Source organism: Prauserella isguenensis (assembly GCF_014191605.1).
Taxonomy (GTDB): Bacteria; Actinomycetota; Actinomycetes; order Mycobacteriales; family Pseudonocardiaceae; genus Prauserella; species Prauserella isguenensis.
The window spans coordinates 447373-464556 of record NZ_JACHWU010000003.1 but is presented as its reverse complement, the minus strand read 5'-3'; the positions used below and the strand labels follow the sequence as shown (position 1 = coordinate 464556).

Genomic DNA, 17184 nt, shown 5'->3' with positions numbered 1-17184 from the left:
AGTGCACCAGCAATCGTCAGTCGTCGGCCGTTCTGCGAAGTTCGCCATGCCGTTCTTCTTGGCCTTGGCCATGACGCTGGCGGCATGTGCGAGTGGGCCCTCGACGGGAGGTCAAGGGGAAGACATGGATGCTGAGCCATCACAGAGTGCGTTCCAGGAGCTTGCGGCGCGCCCGAACATCGACGCGGTGATCAGCGAGCACGCGGAGATCGAGCGCGAGATTCAACGTCGCCTGGTCACCGAAGTCGGTTTGCCGGACTCCTGGGAGACAACAGACGAGGAATCCGAGAATTGGTGTACCGGGGAGTATGAGGACCTCGATGCCGTGACGATCCATATGCCCAACTGGGCCAACTTCGATCACCCCATCCCGGAGGCGGACTGGCCCCGAGCGTTGGAGATCTTCACCGAGATCATGGGCAAGTACGGTTTCGACAAGCCCAAGGCCGTTGTCGACCGGCCGAACGATCACCTCGTGAGCGCTCACCACGACAACGGTGCGGAGTTCTCGTTCGGCACGAAGAAGGCCACTTCGTTGTCGTCGGTTACGGGCTGCCACCTGACCGAACGTGCCCACCCCAAGACCGCGGACGGTTCGTGACCGACAAGCAGGCACCGGACCTTGCTTGCTGCGCTCGAGAAGGGGACCCAGGATGGGTGCGAAACCGGTCCGCAGGGGTGCAGCGGAGCCGTTCGATACACAGGTGAGGTCGGGTTGACCTGCGGTAGGCAGGCGGGTTGGCGCATGTCCGCGCACTTACAAGCAGGGCGTCGCTGGTTCGAACCCAGCTGCGCCCACCATATAGTCTCTCAACTGCGAAAACGTCGATTCGGGGCAGAGGCTCGCCACGTGATTCTTGAGACGGTCGCCCCGTTTGGGCACGGCGCGCTGAGCATGTGGTCGAGACGCCGAGTGCCCCCCGGGGCGGCTCCTTACGCGTGCGGAGGTGCGCCCGTGGCCGCGATCGATGCCGTGTCGTCGCTGTGGAGCACCTGCGTGCGGATGCGGCGCAGCATGCGGGCGTCGGCGAACCCCACCGCCCGGGCGGCGCCCTCCGCGGTCGCGCCCCGGGCGAGCAGCTGGTCGGCGCGTTCCAGCCGGAGCGCGTGCTGGTACCGCAGCGGCGTCAATCCGGTGGCGCGGACGAACAGCCTCGTCACGGTGCGCTCGCTGCAGCGTGCCGTCCCGGCGAGAGTGGCCAGTGGGAGCGATTCGGTGAACCGTGCGTCGATCAGATCCTGCACGCGGTGCACCGCGTCGTCGAGATGCCCGCGGTGCCGCAACATCACACTATCCTGGTGCTGATCGCCGTTCCTGCGGGCGTAGACGACCAGCTCTCGGGCCACTCGTGCGGCGACTCCGGGACCGTGCCGCGCCGCGAGTAGATGCAGCGCCAGGTCGATGCCGCTCGCGACGCCCGCCGACGTCACGACGCGTCCGTCGGTCACATACAGCACGTCGCGCACCACGCGGGCCGCCGGATAACGCCGCGTGAGTTCGTCCTGCAGCTCGTGGTGCGTCGTGCAGCGGCGGCCGTCGAGCAGTCCCGCACGCCCCAGCGCATCGGCCCCGGAACACACGCTCGCGACGGTGCCCCCGTCCCGATGGTGCCGCCGCAGCCGTTCGGCCGTCTCCGGGTGCACCCGCGGCCACCGAGGCGGCTGCGAGATGCGTGAACCGGGCACCACGACGAGGTCCGCCGGGTCGAGGTCGGGCCACGCGACGTCGGCTCGCAACGGCAGGCCCTGCGCACTGCGCACGTCCCCGTCACCGTCGTTGAGGGACCGGGCTGCCGGCCGGGATACGAGCTCGGGCTGGGACACGTAGTGCAACACGTAGTCGCAACCGATCTCCGCGGCGGTGGAGAACACCTGCGCCGGCCCCGCGAGATCCAGTAGGTGCAGCTGCGGCAGAAGCACGAAGACGATACGCACGATCCAGTCAGCCTACGTCCGTCAGTCGGAGCCGGTCACCTCGGCGACGCTGCAGATCGTGGCGAACCGACCGGACAGCGCATACTCGGTGCGGGCGACGAGCTCGCCGGTGCCGAGCGTGCGCGGATCGGCGAGGAGGTCGTCGACCGAACGGCCCGGAGGGGCGTCGCGATGCGCCACCGGATTCGTCGCCGTGGCGTCGGTGACGAAGTCGACGTCGTAGCCCAGGTCGGCGGCGACCCGTGCGGTCGTCTCGCAGCACTGCTCGGTCCGGATGCCGCACACCGCCAGCTTCCGGACGCCCCGGCGGGTCAGCATCCGGTCGAGGCTGGTCGTCGTGAAGGCGTTGTGCGCCGTCTTGGTCAGCACCGGCTCGTCCTCGCCCGGCGTCAGGCCCGCCATCGGACGGACGTGCCCGCTCGCCGGGTCGAATACGTTGCCCGACCCCGGCTCCGTGTGCAGCACCCACACGAGGAGATCCCCCTCGGCCCTCGCGTGCTCGACCAACGTGGACACGGGCGTGACGATGTCCGGATTCGAGATCGTGGGCCACAGCTCGTGCCGACGGAACGACTCCTGCACATCGACGACCAGCAGCGCGCGGTTCCGGTTCCCGTTCATGTTCTCCGAGTCTGGTGTTCGCTTCGCCGCGCCGGGAAGACACGATCAGGCCGGACGAGTGCACGATCCGGTCAACGCCGTCGCCGTGCCCGCCACCGGGGACTCGGCGGCGACGGCGTGACGACCGTGTCAACGGGCGACCTTGCGCGGGAAGAGCACGGCGGCCAGCCACACGGCGACGGCGATGAACCCGCCGCACCACAGGAGGCCGACCCACCACGCGTCGCCGGGAGTCGCGCCCTCGAGCAGTGCGCGGGAGGCGTCGATGATCGGCGTCATGGGCTGGTGTCCCGCGAAGCCCTGCAGCCACCCGGGCATCGTCTCCACCGGCGCGAACCCCGACGAGACGTACGGCAGGAACAGCAACACGAAGCCGTAGCTACTGGCCGCCTCCGCCGACCCGGCCGTCATGCCCAGCACGGCGAACACCACCGTGATCACCAGGATCCACAGCGCGATGAGCCCGACCGCGCCCGCGAACTCGGCGACACCCGCATCGGTACGGAAACCCAGAGCGAACGCGACGGCCAGCACCACGCCCGTGGCCAGCAGGTTCCGCACCATCGACGCCGCGGTGTGCCCCAGCAGGACCGTCACCGCGGGGAACGGCATCGTGCGCAGCCGGTTCATGAACCCGGTCGTCATGTCGTTGGAGACCACCACGGCGGTGTACGAGGCCCCGAAGCCCGCCGCCGTCAGCGCCACGGCCGGCAGCACGTACGCCAGGTAGTCGCTGCGGTCACCGCCCTGACCGGCTGCGATCGATTCGCCGAAGATGAGCACGAAGATCAACATGAGCATCACCGGCAGCAGAATCGCCATCAGCAGCGACTCGGCGTCCCGGAACGAGTGCTTCAGGCTGCGGGCCGTGAACACCCGCAGCCCGGTCAGCGCACCTGCGCCGTTGCCCACGGACGTGGGCTCCTGTGCCTCTCGCGAGGGCGACGTCGTGGTCATGCCGGCACCTCCTCCTGCGTCCGCTCACGGGCCTGCCGGCCGGTGAGTTCGAGGAACACCTCGTCGAGCGTCGGCCTGCGGACCGTGACGTCGACGTCCGGTCGGGCCGCCGCGACGGCGTCCAGGTGGCGGGCGACGTCGAGCGCGGATCCCCGCGTGGGGATCTCCTCGAGGATGTGGCCCGCGTCGTCGTGGAGCTGGATCGTCGATCCGCCCACCCGGCTCTTCAGCTGCGCCGCAGTGCCGTCGGCGGCGATACGGCCGCCGTGGAGCACCACGATGCGGTCGGCGAGCGCGTCCGCCTCCTCGAGGTACTGCGTCGTGAGGAAGACCGACGCACCGGAATCGGCCAGCGTCCTGATCTCGTCCCAGAGCGCCTGCCTGCTCCGGGTGTCCAGCCCTGTCGTGGGTTCGTCCAGGAAGATCAGCCGAGGACGACCGATGAGCCCGGCTGCGATGTCCAGCTTGCGGCGCATACCGCCGGAGTAGGTCGCGACCCGCTTGCCGGCGGCCGCGGTCAGGGCGAACCGCTCGAGCAGGTCGTCGGCGCGTCGCTGGGCGTCACGACGGGACAGCCCGAACAGCCGTCCCATCATGAGCATGTTCTCGGCGCCACTGAGTTTGTCGTCGACGGCGGCGTACTGCCCGGTCAGCGAGACGAGCCCCTGCAGTCTCTTTCGCTCCCGCCGCGGGTCCAGGCCGAGCACTCGCACGCGACCTGCGTCGTACGGAACGAGGGTCGACAGGACGTTGACCAGCGTCGTCTTGCCTGCACCGTTCGGCCCGAGCAGGGCGTGGATACCGGGCGGGAGTGTCAGGTTCAGGTCGGTCAGCACGCGCTGCCGGCCGTAGCTCTTCGACAGGCCGTCGAGCGCCAGCAGCGGGGAATCTGTGTATGCCATAAACCGAGTATTACATACACTGTTTATCTCGTACACTAGTAATCGGGACGGGAAGTGGCGATGAGAGGATGCGCGGCATGGCCGAGACGACCGAGACCGGACTGCCACGCGCCGTCGCCATCGCCTGGGGTATGCAGGAGGTGCCCCAGCGCGGGCCGAACCGCGGCCTGAGTCACGAGCGGATCGTGGCCGCCGCCATCGAGATCGCCGACGCCGAAGGGCTCGCCGCGGTCACCATGCAGGCCGTGGCGAAGTCCCTCGGGTTCACCACGATGTCCCTCTACCGGTATGTCTCCGGCAAGGACGAACTGCTGCGGCTGATGCAGGACGCCGCGGTCGCCGTGCCGGAGAAGGTCTCGCTGCCCGGCGACTGGCGCGAAGCGCTCCGCGTGTGGGCAGGCCTCGTGCGCGACGCCTTCCACGCCCACCCGTGGGTGCTGGGCATCCCGCGCGGCCAGGTGTCGGTGCTGATGCCGAACAGCGTGCGCGTGGCCGACCTGGGCCTCGCGGCGCTGCGGGACCTCCCGTTGGCCGACGAGGAGAAGATCGGTGTCATCCTGACCGTCTCCCAGTACGTGACGTCCACTGTGGAACTGGAGCTGAACCTCGCCGACGAAGGTGTCGTGGCCGTGACCCCGGAGGGACTGGACCTGCTCAGCCAGGTCGTCACCCCGGATCGGTACCCGCACCTGGCTCCCGTGCTGCTGGCGGGGAACTACCTGGAGACCCAACCGGTCGCCACCGGGGCCGACGAGGGTATCGACGCCGGGTACGAGTTCGGCCTGGAACTGATCATCTCCGGCCTCGACCGGCGGGTCCACGGCCAGTCGGCCCGTGGTGTCGGCGACGGCGCCTGACCGGCGGCCACAGCGGGGGCCCTCCCGTCGCTGTGCCCGGCCACGCGCGGGCCGGACGAGGCGCGGGTGACGGGTTACCCTCGAAGGCGCCCCCGGCCGTTTCCCCCGACGGCCGCACCCCGACCCGAGGTTGTCCGTGGCCCCCGACGACGACCGCGCCGGCCCCACCGGTGCGGACCACGAAACCCCTGCACGTCCTCGCGAGCGGCGCCCGAACTGGCTTCCCGTCGCGATCGCCGTGGTGGTGGCGATGCTGATGGTCGCCGGCGTCGTGGTCGTGAGCGATCTCGTCGCGGGCGACGGCGACACGGCGTCGGACATCACGCCCGCCGCCGACCCGAACGCGCCCGGCTCCGCCGCTGCCGCCCTGCGCGACAGCCGTGCCCAACTGGCGGCCGTCGACTGCGAGCCGCCGGAGCTGCGGCCAGGCCGGGACTCCGCCCGCGCCTACTACACCGCCGTGCTCGACTGTCTCGACCGTGCGTGGCGGCCGGTGCTCGACCGCATGGGCGTCGAACCGCAACCCGCGTCCGTCGACGTCGCCGACGTCCGCACCACCGAGTGCGGCGAGCTGCCACCCGCCGACCGTGCGCTGGGCCTGTACTGCGACGCCGACCACACGATCCATCTGCCGTACTCGCGGCTGACCACCGCAGTGGGCGAAACGCACGAACCCGCGTTCCTGGCCACGCTCGCGCACGAGTACGGCCACCACATCCAGGCGCTCACCGGTGTGTTCGCCGAGGCGGGCAACGCGATGTCGGACGTGAGCGCGGCGGTCGAGAGCGAGGTGGGCAGGCGGTTCGAACTGCAGGCCACCTGCTTCGCCGGGCTGTTCCTCGACGCCACCCGCGGCACCGGATCGGGTGGCTCGAGTGAAAGCTCGGAGGCCGCGGTCCAAGACTTCGCGGACTGGAGCGGCGTCGACAGCCACGGCGGCGCCCGCCTGCAGAAGCAGTGGGCCTCCACCGGATTCAACGGGGGCTCGGTCGCCGCGTGCGACACGTGGAGCGCCCCGGCCGTAGACATCGGCGGCGTGAGGACACAGGAGTCGGAGAGCGGCGCGCCGGCGTCGCCGTGAGCGCGGCGACGGGTGTCAGACCTGGTCGGCCCCGGCCGACTCGCTGTCGCCGGCCGAGGCCGCCTCGCCGTCCCCGTCGGTGTCGGTGCTGTCGGTGTCGGTGCTGTCGCCGACATCGGCCGCGCCCAGCACGTGGACGACGACGCACGTGATGTTGTCCGGACCGCCCGCCTCGTTGGCCAGTTTGATGAGCGTCGCGACGGTGTCGGACGGCTCGGCTGTCGACCCGAGGACCGCGCCGATCTCCTGGATCGATACGACGTCGGTGAGCCCGTCGGAGCACAGCAGGTACCGGTCGCCGGGCTCGGCCTCGTGCAACTCCAGGTCCGGCTCGGCCACCTGGCCCGCGAGCAGCGCCTTGATCAGCACCGACCGGCCGGGGTGTACGGCCGCGGTCTCCTCGTCGAGCTTGCCTTCGTCGACGAGTGACTGGACGAGCGTGTGGTCGCGGCTCAGCTGGGTCAGCTCGGCGCCGCGCAGCCGGTAGGCACGCGAGTCGCCGATGTGCCCGAGTGCGAACCCGTGGCCCTGCCACAGCATGACGGTGAGCGTGGTGCCCATGCCGGAGAGCTCGGGGTCGGTGCCGACGCGCTCGTCGAGCACGGTCGAGGCCTGCGTGAACACGGAGGCGAGCTCCTCGAGCGGGGCCAGATCGGGACTCTCGGCGAGCCGGGTGTCGAGCTCGGCGACGGCGTCGATCGCGATCGCACTGGCGACCTCGCCGGCCGCGTGCCCGCCCATGCCGTCGGCCACGGCGACCAGGTGCGCGGTCGCCAGCGCCGAGTCCTCGTTCCCGCTCCGCCGCTGGCCGACGTCGGAGCCTGTTGCGCACCTCAGCTCGAGCGCCTCGTCACGTGTCATGTCTGCAGTGAACCATCACGGCCGCGCGCGTGTGACGGTGGTACGGGAAGAACGGGGCATTTCGCGCACATCACCCTGACCTCGTGGGGTGAGTGCGCGTTCGGCTGCCGCTCCGGCGCGTACCGTGACCGGCCGGCCTGTGCACGTCGACGGCCGAGCTCAGGGGCGTGTGATCGCACTCGCGCGGAGCTCCGGGATGTCGTCGCAGAAGCCCGGCCTCGGCCCATTAGGGTGGGCACTTCACCGAGTTTCGCGGGCCCGCGCACGCGCGCGGTCGTAAGGGGAGGTTTCGCCGGTGTCCACGGATTCCTTCGTCCACCTGCACGTGCACACCGAGTACTCCATGCTCGATGGTGCGGCGAAGATGGCTCCGCTGTTCCAAGAGGCATCGCGGCTCCAGATGCCGGCCGTGGGCATGACCGACCACGGCAACATGTACGGCGCGGACGAGTTCTACCAACAGGCGAAGCAGGCCGGCATCAAGCCGATCATCGGTATCGAGGCCTACGTCGCTCCGGAGAGCCGGTTCCACAAGAAGCCGGTCTTCTGGGGGCAGAGCAATCAGCGCGGCGCCGACGACTCCGGTGAGGGCGGCGACGTCTCCGGTGGCGGTGCCTACACCCACATGACGATGCTCGCCCGGAACGCGACCGGACTGCGGAACCTGTTCAAGCTGTCGTCGCTGGCCAGCATGCAGGGCTACTACCGCAAACCCCGGATGGACCGCGAGCTGATCGCCGAGAACGCCGAGGGCATCATCGCCACCACCGGGTGCCCGTCGGGCGAGGTACAGACCCGCCTGCGACTGGGTCAGCCGGAGAAGGCCCTCGAAGCCGCGGCCGACTACCGCGACATCTTCGGCAAGGAGAACTTCTTCCTCGAGCTGATGGACCACGGCCTGGCCATCGAACGCTCGGTCCGTGAGGGCTTGCTGAAGATCGGTAAGGAACTCGGCATCCAGCCCTTGGCCACCAACGACTCGCACTACGTCACGAAGGACCAGGCCGACGCCCACTCGGCGTTGCTGTGCGTGCAGTCCGGCAAGACGCTGTCGGACCCCAACCGGTTCCAGTTCAACGGCGACGGCTACTTCCTCAAGTCGGCCGAGGAGATGCGCGAGTACTGGGACTCCGAGGTGCCCGGCGCGGCCGACGCGACGCTGGCGATCGCGGAGCGCGTGGAGTCCTATGAGGACGTCTACGCGCACAAGGACCGGATGCCGCGGTTCGAGGTGCCGGAAAGCTACGACGAGTCGAGCTGGCTGCATCACGAGGTCATCAAGGGTCTGGAGTGGCGGTTCCCCGAGGGGGTCCCCGACGGTTACGTCGATCGCGCGGAGATGGAGCTCGGCGTCATCGCGCAGAAGGGCTTCCCGGCCTACTTCCTCGTCGTCGCCGACCTCTGCAACTACGCACGCAGTGTCGGCATCCGTGTCGGCCCCGGCCGTGGGTCCGCGGCGGGCGCGCTCGTCGCCTACGCGCTCGGTATCACCAACCTGGACCCGCTGCCGCAGAACCTGCTGTTCGAGCGGTTCCTCAACCCCGAGCGTGAGTCGATGCCCGACATCGACATCGACTTCGACGACCGCAGGCGCGGCGAGATGGTCCGCTACGCGACCGAGAAGTACGGCGCCGACAAGGTCGCTCAGGTCATCACGTTCGGCACCATCAAGACGAAGGCCGCGATCAAGGACGCCGCCCGCGTCCACTACGGCCAGCCGGGCTTCTCGATCGCCGACCGGATCTCGAAGGCGCTGCCGCCGCCGATCATGGCCAAGGACATCCCCCTGGCCGGCATCGTCGACCCGGAACACGAGCGCTACGGCGAGGCCGCCGAGGTGCGCTCGCTGATCGAGAGCGACCAGGAGGTCTCGACGATCTTCGAGACCGCCCGGGGTCTCGAAGGCCTGATCCGCAACGCCGGTGTGCACGCGTGCGCGGTCATCATGTCGAGCGAGCCGCTGATCGACACGATCCCGCTGTGGCAGCGCGACGACGGCGCGGTCATCACGGGCTGGGACTATCCGTCCTGTGAGGCCATCGGCCTGTTGAAGATGGACTTCCTGGGGCTGCGCAACCTCACGGTCATCGGCGACGCCATCGACAACATCAAGATCAACCGGGGCGAGGAGATCGACCTCGACCGGCTGGGCATGGACGATCCCGAGTCGTACCAGCTGTTGGGCCGCGGCGACACGCTGGGCGTGTTCCAGCTCGACGGCGGCGCCATGCGTGATCTGCTGCGCCGGATGCAGCCCACGGGCTTCGACGACATCGTCGCCGTGCTCGCGCTGTATCGGCCGGGTCCGATGGGTGTGAACGCCCACAACGACTACGCCGACCGCAAGAACAGCCGGCAGCAGATCACCCCGATTCACCCCGAGCTCGAAGAGCCCCTGAAGGAGATCCTGGCCTCGACCTACGGCCTGATCGTCTATCAGGAGCAGATCATGCAGATCGCGCAGAAGGTCGCCGGTTACTCCATGGGCCGAGCGGACGTTCTGCGCCGGGCGATGGGCAAGAAGAAGAAGGAGGTCCTCGAGAAGGAGTTCGAGGGCTTCCACGCGGGCATGCAGGCGAACGGGTTCTCCGACGCCGCCATCCAGGCCCTGTGGGACACGATCCTCCCGTTCGCCGGGTACGCGTTCAACAAGTCGCACGCCGCCGGGTACGGCCTGGTGTCGTACTGGACGGCCTACCTCAAGGCGAACTACCCGGCCGAGTACATGGCGGCCCTGCTGACGTCGGTCGGCGACAACAAGGACAAATCCGCGGTGTACCTGTCGGAATGCCGCAGGCTCGGCATCAAGGTGCTGCCGCCGGACGTCAACGAGTCGGGCCCACGGTTCACGGCCGTCGGCGACGACATCCGCTTCGGCATGGGCGCGGTGCGCAACGTCGGCGGCAACGTCGTCGAGTCGATCATCAAGACGCGCGACGAGAAGGGCAAGTACTCCTCGTTCACCGACTTCCTCGACAAGTCCGAACTCGTCGCGTGCAACAAGCGCGTCATCGAGTCCTTGATCAAGGCGGGCGGGTTCGACTCGCTCGGCAACACGCGGCTGTCGATGGTGCAGGTGCACGAGGACGCGGTCGAGGCCGTCGTGCCGCTGAAGCGCCAGGAGGCGATGGGCCAGTTCGATCTGTTCGGTGCGGGATCCGCCGACGAGGGTGCCGACGCCGCCGCGTCGTCGTCACCGCTGGCGCACCTCAAGTTCGACGACGAGGAGTACCCGCGGAAGCAGAAGCTCGCCTACGAGCGGGAGATGCTGGGCCTGTACGTGTCCGGTCACCCGCTGGACGGAGCCGAGCGGATCCTGCGCAAGCATGCGAAGAAGCCCATCGCCGCGATCCTCGCCGATCCGCCGAAGGAGGGTGAGCTCGAGATCGCGGGCCTGCTGACGTCGGTCGAGCGGCGCGTGAACAAGAAGGGCGAACCGTGGGCGATCTGCACGGTCGAGGACATGGACGCCTCCCTCGAGGTGCTGTTCTTCCCGAAGTCGTACGCGATCTTCGCCGCCGACCTGGTGGAGGACAACGCCGTCGTCGTCAAGGGCCGCGTCAACTGGCGTGAGGACAAGATGTCGGTGTTCGGCGGCGGTCTCGTACCGCTGGACCTGTCCGACATCGCCGCGGGCGACGAGGAGCCGCCGCTGATGCTCGTCGCGTCGGCGGAGAAGCTCGACCAGAGCGTGGTCGTCGAGCTCAAGCAGACGCTCAAGGCGCACCCGGGGGAGACGCCGGTACGGCTGAAGCTCGTCGGCAAACGCGAAACCCTGTTCGCGCTGTACGACTATCCGGTGAAGGTCAGCTCGATGCTGATGGGCGAGCTCAAGGGCATCCCGGGCATCATGGCCGGCTGAGTGCCGGCGTGGTGGTGCCCCCAGGGGCACCTTCGGGGCGTTCAACTTCCCGACGGTGCCCCTGATCAAGCTCCGCCCACGCCGATGCCGGCGCCGAGGGCAGGTGTCGTCACCGCGCCCACCTCGCTCGGGGGCCCTACCGTGGCGAGGTGAGCGATACCGCCGTGGCCACGCCGGATCCGCGACGCTGGCGAGCCCTCGCCGTCATGCTGACCGCGGGGTTCATGTCGTTGCTCGACGTCAGCATCGTCAACGTGGCACTGCCGTCCATCCAGGACGCGCTCGATGCCAGCGTCGCGGGTACGCAGTGGATCGTGTCCGGCTATGCGCTCACGTTCGGCCTGGTGCTCGTCACGGGCGGGCGCCTGGGCGACGCGCTCGGCAGGCGGCGGATGTTCCTCGTCGCCCTGTCCGCGTTCGTCGTCACCAGCGGTATCGCCGGCGCAGGCGTGAGCGAGGGCATGCTGATCGCGGCGCGCCTGGCGCAGGGCGTCGCCGCGGGAATGCTCGCGCCGCAGAACACGGGACTGATCCAGGAACTGTTCCACGGTGCCGAGCGGGGCCGGGCGTTCGGCCTGTTCGGCGCGACGGTCGGGGTGTCGACGGCCGTCGGGCCGGTGCTGGGCGGGCTGATCATCGCGGCGTTCGGTGACGACGGGTGGCGGTGGGTGTTCTACGTCAACCTGCCGATCGGCCTGGTCGCACTGGTGCTGGCGGCACGGTGGATCCCGAAACGGGAATCCCCACGGACCGGCGTGGTCTCGCAGCTGGACATCCCCGGTATGGCACTGCTCGGCTTGGCGGTGCTCGGCGTGCTGCTTCCGCTGGTGCAGTCGGAGCAGGGCGGGCTGACGACGCTGTGGTGGATGTTCCCGCTGGCGGGCGTGTTCGCGTGGCTGTTCGTGCAGTGGGAGCGCGCGGTGGTGCGGCGCGGTCGCATGCCCGTACTGCACCCACGGCTGTACACGAGCACACCCGGATACGCGCTCGGCGCGACGATCGGTGCGGCCTACTTCTGCGGGTTCGGCGGGATGTGGCTGGTGTTCGCCATGTTCTTCCAGCAGGGCCTCGGCTTCTCGCCGTTGGAATCGGGTCTGCTGGTGACCCCGTTCGCGCTCGGCTCGGCCGTCTCGTCGCCGCTCGCGGGCCGTGCGGTCGCCCGGTGGGGCCGGAAGGTGACGCTCACCGGGCTCGGTCTCGTGGCACTCGGCATCGGGCTCGTCGCCGTGCTGGTGCCGCTTCTGCCGGACGGCGCAGTCGGCTACGCGGTCGCGGTGCCGCTGCTGCTCGGCGGCCTCGGCGGCGGCATGGTCATCTCGCCGAACACGACGCTGACCCTCGATCGAGTGCCGACGCACATGGCGGGTGTGGCCGGAGCCGCTCTGCAGACGGGACAGCGGCTGGGCACGGCCCTCGGAGTGGCCGTGCTCGGCGCCGTGTACCACGCCGGGGTGACCGACGGCGCCGGATACCGCGCCGGCCTCGCGATGGCGATGCTGTGCGCGGTCGGGTTCACGCTCGTGGCGATGACCGTCGCGGTGGCCGACGCGCGTCGGCACCCGCAGCGCAGGCTCACCGCACAACGGTCACCGGCAAGCCGCGACGGCCCGCTCACGTGAGCCGGGGCAGCACCTCCGCGAGCGGTTCGCGCAGCACCACGTCGGCGACGTCGTCGTACGGCGTGGGGGAGGCGTTGCAGATGACGATCGACGCGCCGGTGCCCGCGGCGATGTCGACCAGCCCCGCCGCCGGGTGCACGGTCAGCGAGGTTCCGGCGGCCAGCAGCACGTCGCACGAGATCGCTGCGACGCGGGCACGGTCCAGCACAGCAGCGTCGAGCGCCTGCCCGAACGAGATGGTGGCGGATTTCAGAATCCCGCCGCACACGGCGCACGGCGGGTCCTCGGCGCCTGCCCGTACGCGGTCGAGCGCCTCGGCCATGTCACGCCGGTCGCCGCAGTCGAGGCACTCGGTGTGGAACATCGTGCCGTGCAGTTCGACGACCGTGGCCGGGTCCGACCCGGCGCGCTGGTGCAACTCGTCGATGTTCTGCGTGATGATCGCGGTGAGGGTGCCGCGTCGTTGCAGGGAGGCGAACGCGTCGTGGGCCGGGTTCGGGCTCGCCTGCCATGCGGGGTGGTCGAGCCGCGCCTGCCAGGCCCGCCTGCGGACGTCGGCGCTGGTGACGTAGTCGTGCAGGTTCGATAGCTTCTCCGCCTCGGGGTCCCGCGTCCACAAGCCGTTCGGGCCGCGGAAGTCGGGGATCCCGGAGTCGGTGGAGATGCCTGCGCCGGTCAGCGCGGTGATGCGGCTCGCCCCGGTCACCAGGTCGCGAGCGCGCCGGAGGTCGGCGTCCATGTGTTCCATGATGCGCCCACTCGCCGCGATCGCGTCGGCAGGGCGGGCACCGGGAACGGATCAGCCGGGAGGCGTCGACGGCCGCTCGTTGGACTCCGGGCCGGTCGCGGGAGCCGTCACGTCACCGGCGGGCGACGTCCGCCCCTCGACCGCGCCGGTCGTCGTGGTGTCCGCCGGGTCGTCGCCGTCGGTCGCCGACGGCATCGCCGCCATCGCCTTCTTGCGCTTGAACCGCAGCAACGCGAATACCGCGACGGCCGCGAACACCGCCACCACGATCATGCCGCCGGTGCTCATGGCGTCCTCGACCTGTTTGGCCGCTTCGCCGAGCGCCGCGCCGAGCGCGATGTGCAGGGCCGACCAGCAGGTGGCCCCGGCGACCGCGGCGGGCAGGAACTTGTGGAACGGCAACCCCGAGGTGCCGGACGCCGCTGGTGTCAGCGTGCGCACGACGGGGAAGAACCGGGCGAAGAACACGGCCCACGCGCCGCGGCGCTGGAGGATGCCGGTGGCCTTGTCCCAGGCGTCGACGCCGTACTTCTGGATCAGTTTCGTCTCGCGCAACTTCGGCCCGAACCGCCTGCCGATGGTGTAGCCGATCGAGTCGCCGATACCCGCGCAGATCGTCACGACGATCCACAGCACGAGGAACCGCGGCACCGTGGTGGCCGTCGTGGCCGCGATCAGCAGCCCCGACTCCCCGGGCGCGAGGAATCCCAGGCCGATCGTGCATTCGAGCAGCACGAGCAGACCGGTGGCCCCCACCAGCGCCGGTTGCGGCAGGCTCTGCAGCCAGTTCAATAAGTCGGTGACCACGGTCAACCCCTGTTCGTCATCCCCACCAGACGCGGCCCGCGAAACAGAACGCCGCGTGTGCGGACGACACTATCGGTCGGCGCGCACACGCGGCGTCAGGGATCACCCGGAAGTCCTTCCTCAGGACGAGGACTCACGCGCCAGCACGCTGCTGGCCTCCTGGGCGGCGGGCGCTTCGCCGGCCAGGTGCTGCAGGTTCTCGGACAGCTCCTCCCCGCGGTGCGCCTTGGTCTTGGCGTAGAGCTTGCCCGCGCGGTACGACGAGCGGACGAGCGGGCCCGCCATGACGCCGGGGAACCCGATCTCCTCGGCGGCCTGGGTGTGCTCGACGAACTCCGCCGGCTTGACCCAACGGTCCACCGGGTGGTGCCGCGGTGAGGGGCGCAGGTACTGGGTGATCGTGAGGATCTCGCAGCCCGCGTCGAACAGGTCCTGCATCGCGGGTGCCACCTCGTCCGGCGTCTCGCCCATGCCGAGGATCAGGTTCGACTTGGTCACCAGTCCGGCCTTGCGGGCCTCGGTGATGACCTGCAGTGAGCGCTCGTAGCGGAATCCGGGGCGGATGCGCTTGAAGATCCGCGGCACCGTCTCGGTGTTGTGGGCGAGCACCTGCGGCTCCGAACTGAACACCTCGGCCAGCTGGTCCGGGTCCGCGTTGAAGTCCGGGATGAGCACCTCGACGCCCGTGCCCGGGTTGAGCCGGTGGATCTCGCGGACCGTCTCGGCGTACAGCCACGCGCCGCCGTCCTCGAGGTCGTCCCGGGCGACGCCCGTGACGGTCGAGTAGCGCAGGCCCATCGCCTGCACGCTCTCGGCGACCCGGCGCGGCTCGTCCGTGTCGAGCTCGGCGGGCTTACCGGTGTCGATCTGGCAGAAGTCGCACCGGCGCGTGCACTGGTCACCACCGATGAGGAAGGTGGCTTCGCGGTCTTCCCAGCATTCGTAGATGTTGGGACAGCCCGCCTCTTCGCACACGGTGTTCAGACCTTCGCGGCGGACGAGGCCCTTGAGTTCGGTGAACTCGGGGCCCATCCGGGCTCGCGTTTTGATCCACGACGGCTTTCTCTCGATCGGGGTCTGGCTGTTGCGCACCTCGAGACGCAGCAGCTTCCGACCCTCCGGCAAGGCAGTCACGGTTCCCACCCTACGCCCCGCTTCGGAGCGGACAAGGTCACGCCGGGTCGGGCGTGACACCCGTCAACTCGGCCGTGAGGTCCCACAATGCGGACCCGGTGGCAGGGTCGGCCGCCGTGGTCAGGGGGCAGACCGTGCCGGGCTTGCCGCGCAGCTGACCGGGGCCGAGAGGTCCGATGTAGTCGCCGCCGGAGACGTCCGGCGCGGTCGCGGCGTAGAGCTGCGGTGCGGTTCCCTGCTCGGTGTTCTGAGCCAGCAGCAGCCCGCCGAGCCGCCCGCCGACGTTCATGACCCCGCGCAGTACGGCGTTGCGTTGGGCTCGCGCCATCGCCGGCGCCAGGCCGGTGTCGCTGTAGCCGGGGTGTGCGGCGACGCTCAGCACGTCGTCGCCCGCCGCACGCAGCCTGCGGTCCAGTTCGAGCGCGAATGCCTGGTTGGCCAGCTTCGACTGGCCGTACGCCGCGACCGGGCTGTAGCGGCGGTGTTCGAAGTTGGGGTCGACCGTGTCGATGCGGCCTGCGCGCGCGGCGAGGCTGGACACGGTGACGACGCGAGCGCCGGGACGCGTACGCAGCGCGGGCAGCAGGAGCCACGTCAGTGCGGCGTGGCCCAGGTGGTTCGTGCCGAACTGGAGCTCGAACCCGTCGCGGGTCGTCTCGCGCGGCGGGGCCATCACGCCCGCGTTGTTGACCAGCACGTCGAGCGCGTCGCCGGTGTGGTCCCGGACCTCGGCGGCGACGCGGCGGACGGAGGCCAGGTCGGCGAGGTCGAGCTCGACGAGCCGCGGTGGGCTGGCGGCCCCGGCGGCGATGGCGTCGAGGGCCTGCTTGCCGCGTTCGTGGGAGCGGCATGCCAGCAGCACCATGGCGCCCCGCGCGGCCAGAACCCGTGCGGTGTGCAGGCCGAGGCCGGAGTTCGCGCCGGTGACCAGAACCGTCCTGCCGCTCTGGCTCGGGATGTCGGATTCGCTCCAGCTGTCCGTCCGCGTCATGGGCGACAACCTACCGACACGTAGTTACGAGCCGCCAACAGCGTCCGCCGTCGGGCCGGGGCTCGTGGACCGGGTAATGGGGCCGCGGACATGCGTCCGGCCGGGGTCCCGGTACACCCCGCGCAACCTGGCCTTGCGACGTGCCCGGCACCCGCTGCACCGAACTCCTGACCGCTGTCCACACCGGCTGAGCTGCGCAGCTCGGCCGGCGGCGCAGCTCAGCCGGTCGGTGCGAGTTTGCGCAGCAGTTGGCCGAACGGGTTGCGGGGCGCTGCACCCAGTTCGGACGTACGGGTGCGCATCAGTCCGACGAGGGTCTTGCCGATCTGCGTCACCTCGTCGGCCGGTTCGCCGGGCTCGGCGAGGCCCGCCGTGACGGCCAGCATGCGCATTTCCGCCTCGTGAGCACGACGCAGGGCGGGGTGGTCGTCGAGGTGAGCGTCCAGCACCGTGCGGAGGGTCGCGTGCTCGGACAACGTCTTGCGCCACGCGCGGGACACGGATTCGACGTGGTCGGTGTCACGGCCACCCGGCAGGTCGGCGGAGTCCTCGGGGCCGCCGACCGCGGCGCGCAGTCGGCCGCTGAGGGCCTGCTGCCAGCGGTAGTGGAGGGCGAGGAGCAGGTTGTCCTCGGTGCCGAACTCGTCGACCGCGCCCGGGATCTCCGAGACCGCCAGCGGTGCCTCCGGATCGCGGCGGGCGTGGCGCAGGACGGCGTCGAGGATGTCGCGTCGTCTGTAGTAGTCGTTCCAGCTCATGGGATCCCCCTGCTGCGTGGTTACGCGACTCTGTCACCGGGACACCCTGTG

The 17184-nt window shown here is 69.9% G+C and carries 15 protein-coding genes; 5 read left to right on the top strand and 10 right to left on the bottom strand.

Going from position 1 to position 17184, the window contains the following annotated elements:
• The first annotated feature begins 1 nt into the window (after position 1).
• The gene (locus tag FHS23_RS14890; protein WP_183655098.1) at positions 2-601 is read left to right on the top strand and encodes an LppA family lipoprotein; all 600 of its coding nucleotides are present in this window, start codon (positions 2-4) and stop codon (positions 599-601) included.
• Between the two features lie 332 nt (positions 602-933).
• Here the strand turns inward: FHS23_RS14890 and FHS23_RS23765 are convergent, their stop codons facing one another.
• From FHS23_RS23765 to FHS23_RS14870, 4 genes are all read right to left on the bottom strand, one after another.
• Positions 934-1935 carry a GlxA family transcriptional regulator gene (locus FHS23_RS23765; RefSeq protein WP_343053949.1) on the bottom strand — a complete coding sequence of 334 codons (1002 nt, stop codon included), beginning with the start codon at positions 1933-1935 and terminating at the stop codon, positions 934-936.
• Between the two features lie 21 nt (positions 1936-1956).
• Complete coding sequence (locus tag FHS23_RS14880; protein WP_183655096.1) at positions 1957-2556, bottom strand: cysteine hydrolase family protein; 600 nt, start codon at positions 2554-2556, stop codon at positions 1957-1959.
• A 129-nt stretch (positions 2557-2685) separates the two neighbouring features.
• Positions 2686-3513 carry an ABC transporter permease gene (locus FHS23_RS14875; RefSeq protein ID WP_183655093.1) on the bottom strand — a complete coding sequence of 276 codons (828 nt, stop codon included), beginning with the start codon at positions 3511-3513 and terminating at the stop codon, positions 2686-2688.
• Entirely contained in the window at positions 3510-4415 is a 906-nt protein-coding gene (locus tag FHS23_RS14870; protein WP_183655091.1) for an ATP-binding cassette domain-containing protein, read from the bottom strand. The genes FHS23_RS14875 and FHS23_RS14870 overlap by 4 nt, the downstream gene beginning before the upstream one ends.
• Positions 4416-4492: 77 nt before the next feature.
• On the opposite strand from FHS23_RS14870, the gene FHS23_RS14865 reads away from it, so the two are divergent.
• Both FHS23_RS14865 and FHS23_RS14860 read left to right on the top strand, forming a co-directional pair.
• A complete protein-coding gene (locus FHS23_RS14865; protein ID WP_183655089.1) occupies positions 4493-5272 on the top strand; it encodes a TetR/AcrR family transcriptional regulator in 780 nt (259 codons plus the stop codon).
• A 136-nt stretch (positions 5273-5408) separates the two neighbouring features.
• A complete protein-coding gene (locus tag FHS23_RS14860) occupies positions 5409-6353 on the top strand; it encodes a neutral zinc metallopeptidase (RefSeq protein WP_183655086.1) in 945 nt (314 codons plus the stop codon).
• A 15-nt stretch (positions 6354-6368) separates the two neighbouring features.
• Here FHS23_RS14860 and FHS23_RS14855 read toward each other — a convergent pair whose 3' ends face one another.
• Complete coding sequence (locus FHS23_RS14855) at positions 6369-7214, bottom strand: PP2C family protein-serine/threonine phosphatase (RefSeq protein ID WP_183655083.1); 846 nt, start codon at positions 7212-7214, stop codon at positions 6369-6371.
• 295 nt (positions 7215-7509) lie between these two features.
• On the opposite strand from FHS23_RS14855, the gene dnaE reads away from it, so the two are divergent.
• Complete coding sequence (gene dnaE, locus FHS23_RS14850; RefSeq protein ID WP_183655080.1) at positions 7510-11076, top strand: DNA polymerase III subunit alpha; 3567 nt, start codon at positions 7510-7512, stop codon at positions 11074-11076.
• Positions 11077-11282: 206 nt separating this feature from the next.
• Positions 11283-12695: an MFS transporter gene (locus tag FHS23_RS14845; RefSeq protein WP_183656108.1), complete on the top strand. Its 1413-nt coding sequence runs from the start codon at positions 11283-11285 to the stop codon at positions 12693-12695.
• On the opposite strand, the gene FHS23_RS14840 is transcribed toward FHS23_RS14845, so the two are convergent.
• From FHS23_RS14840 to FHS23_RS14820, 5 genes are all read right to left on the bottom strand, one after another.
• Positions 12688-13434, bottom strand: coding sequence for an SIR2 family NAD-dependent protein deacylase (locus tag FHS23_RS14840; RefSeq protein ID WP_183655077.1), 747 nt, complete (start codon positions 13432-13434; stop codon positions 12688-12690). The genes FHS23_RS14845 and FHS23_RS14840 overlap by 8 nt on opposite strands.
• 60 nt (positions 13435-13494) lie before the next feature.
• The gene (locus FHS23_RS14835; RefSeq protein WP_425501123.1) at positions 13495-14250 is read right to left on the bottom strand and encodes a DedA family protein; all 756 of its coding nucleotides are present in this window, start codon (positions 14248-14250) and stop codon (positions 13495-13497) included.
• 120 nt (positions 14251-14370) lie between these two features.
• A complete protein-coding gene (gene lipA, locus FHS23_RS14830; RefSeq protein WP_183655072.1) occupies positions 14371-15384 on the bottom strand; it encodes a lipoyl synthase in 1014 nt (337 codons plus the stop codon).
• Between the two features lie 37 nt (positions 15385-15421).
• A complete protein-coding gene (locus tag FHS23_RS14825; RefSeq protein ID WP_183655069.1) occupies positions 15422-16375 on the bottom strand; it encodes an oxidoreductase in 954 nt (317 codons plus the stop codon).
• 218 nt (positions 16376-16593) lie between these two features.
• Positions 16594-17133, bottom strand: coding sequence for a hypothetical protein (locus tag FHS23_RS14820; protein WP_183655065.1), 540 nt, complete (start codon positions 17131-17133; stop codon positions 16594-16596).
• Between the last annotated feature and the right edge of the window lie 51 nt (positions 17134-17184).

Coding starts and splice junctions, on each gene's coding strand:
- FHS23_RS14870 (WP_183655091.1), bottom strand. CDS start 4,415: ATGGCATACACAGATTCCCCGCTGCTGGCGCTCGACGGCCTGTCGAAG.
- FHS23_RS14880 (WP_183655096.1), bottom strand. CDS start 2,556: ATGAACGGGAACCGGAACCGCGCGCTGCTGGTCGTCGATGTGCAGGAG.
- FHS23_RS14845 (WP_183656108.1), top strand. CDS start 11,283: ATGCTGACCGCGGGGTTCATGTCGTTGCTCGACGTCAGCATCGTCAAC.
- FHS23_RS14865 (WP_183655089.1), top strand. CDS start 4,493: ATGGCCGAGACGACCGAGACCGGACTGCCACGCGCCGTCGCCATCGCC.
- FHS23_RS14875 (WP_183655093.1), bottom strand. CDS start 3,513: ATGACCACGACGTCGCCCTCGCGAGAGGCACAGGAGCCCACGTCCGTG.
- FHS23_RS14820 (WP_183655065.1), bottom strand. CDS start 17,133: ATGAGCTGGAACGACTACTACAGACGACGCGACATCCTCGACGCCGTC.
- FHS23_RS14855 (WP_183655083.1), bottom strand. CDS start 7,214: ATGACACGTGACGAGGCGCTCGAGCTGAGGTGCGCAACAGGCTCCGAC.
- FHS23_RS14840 (WP_183655077.1), bottom strand. CDS start 13,434: ATGGACGCCGACCTCCGGCGCGCTCGCGACCTGGTGACCGGGGCGAGC.
- FHS23_RS14825 (WP_183655069.1), bottom strand. CDS start 16,375: ATGACGCGGACGGACAGCTGGAGCGAATCCGACATCCCGAGCCAGAGC.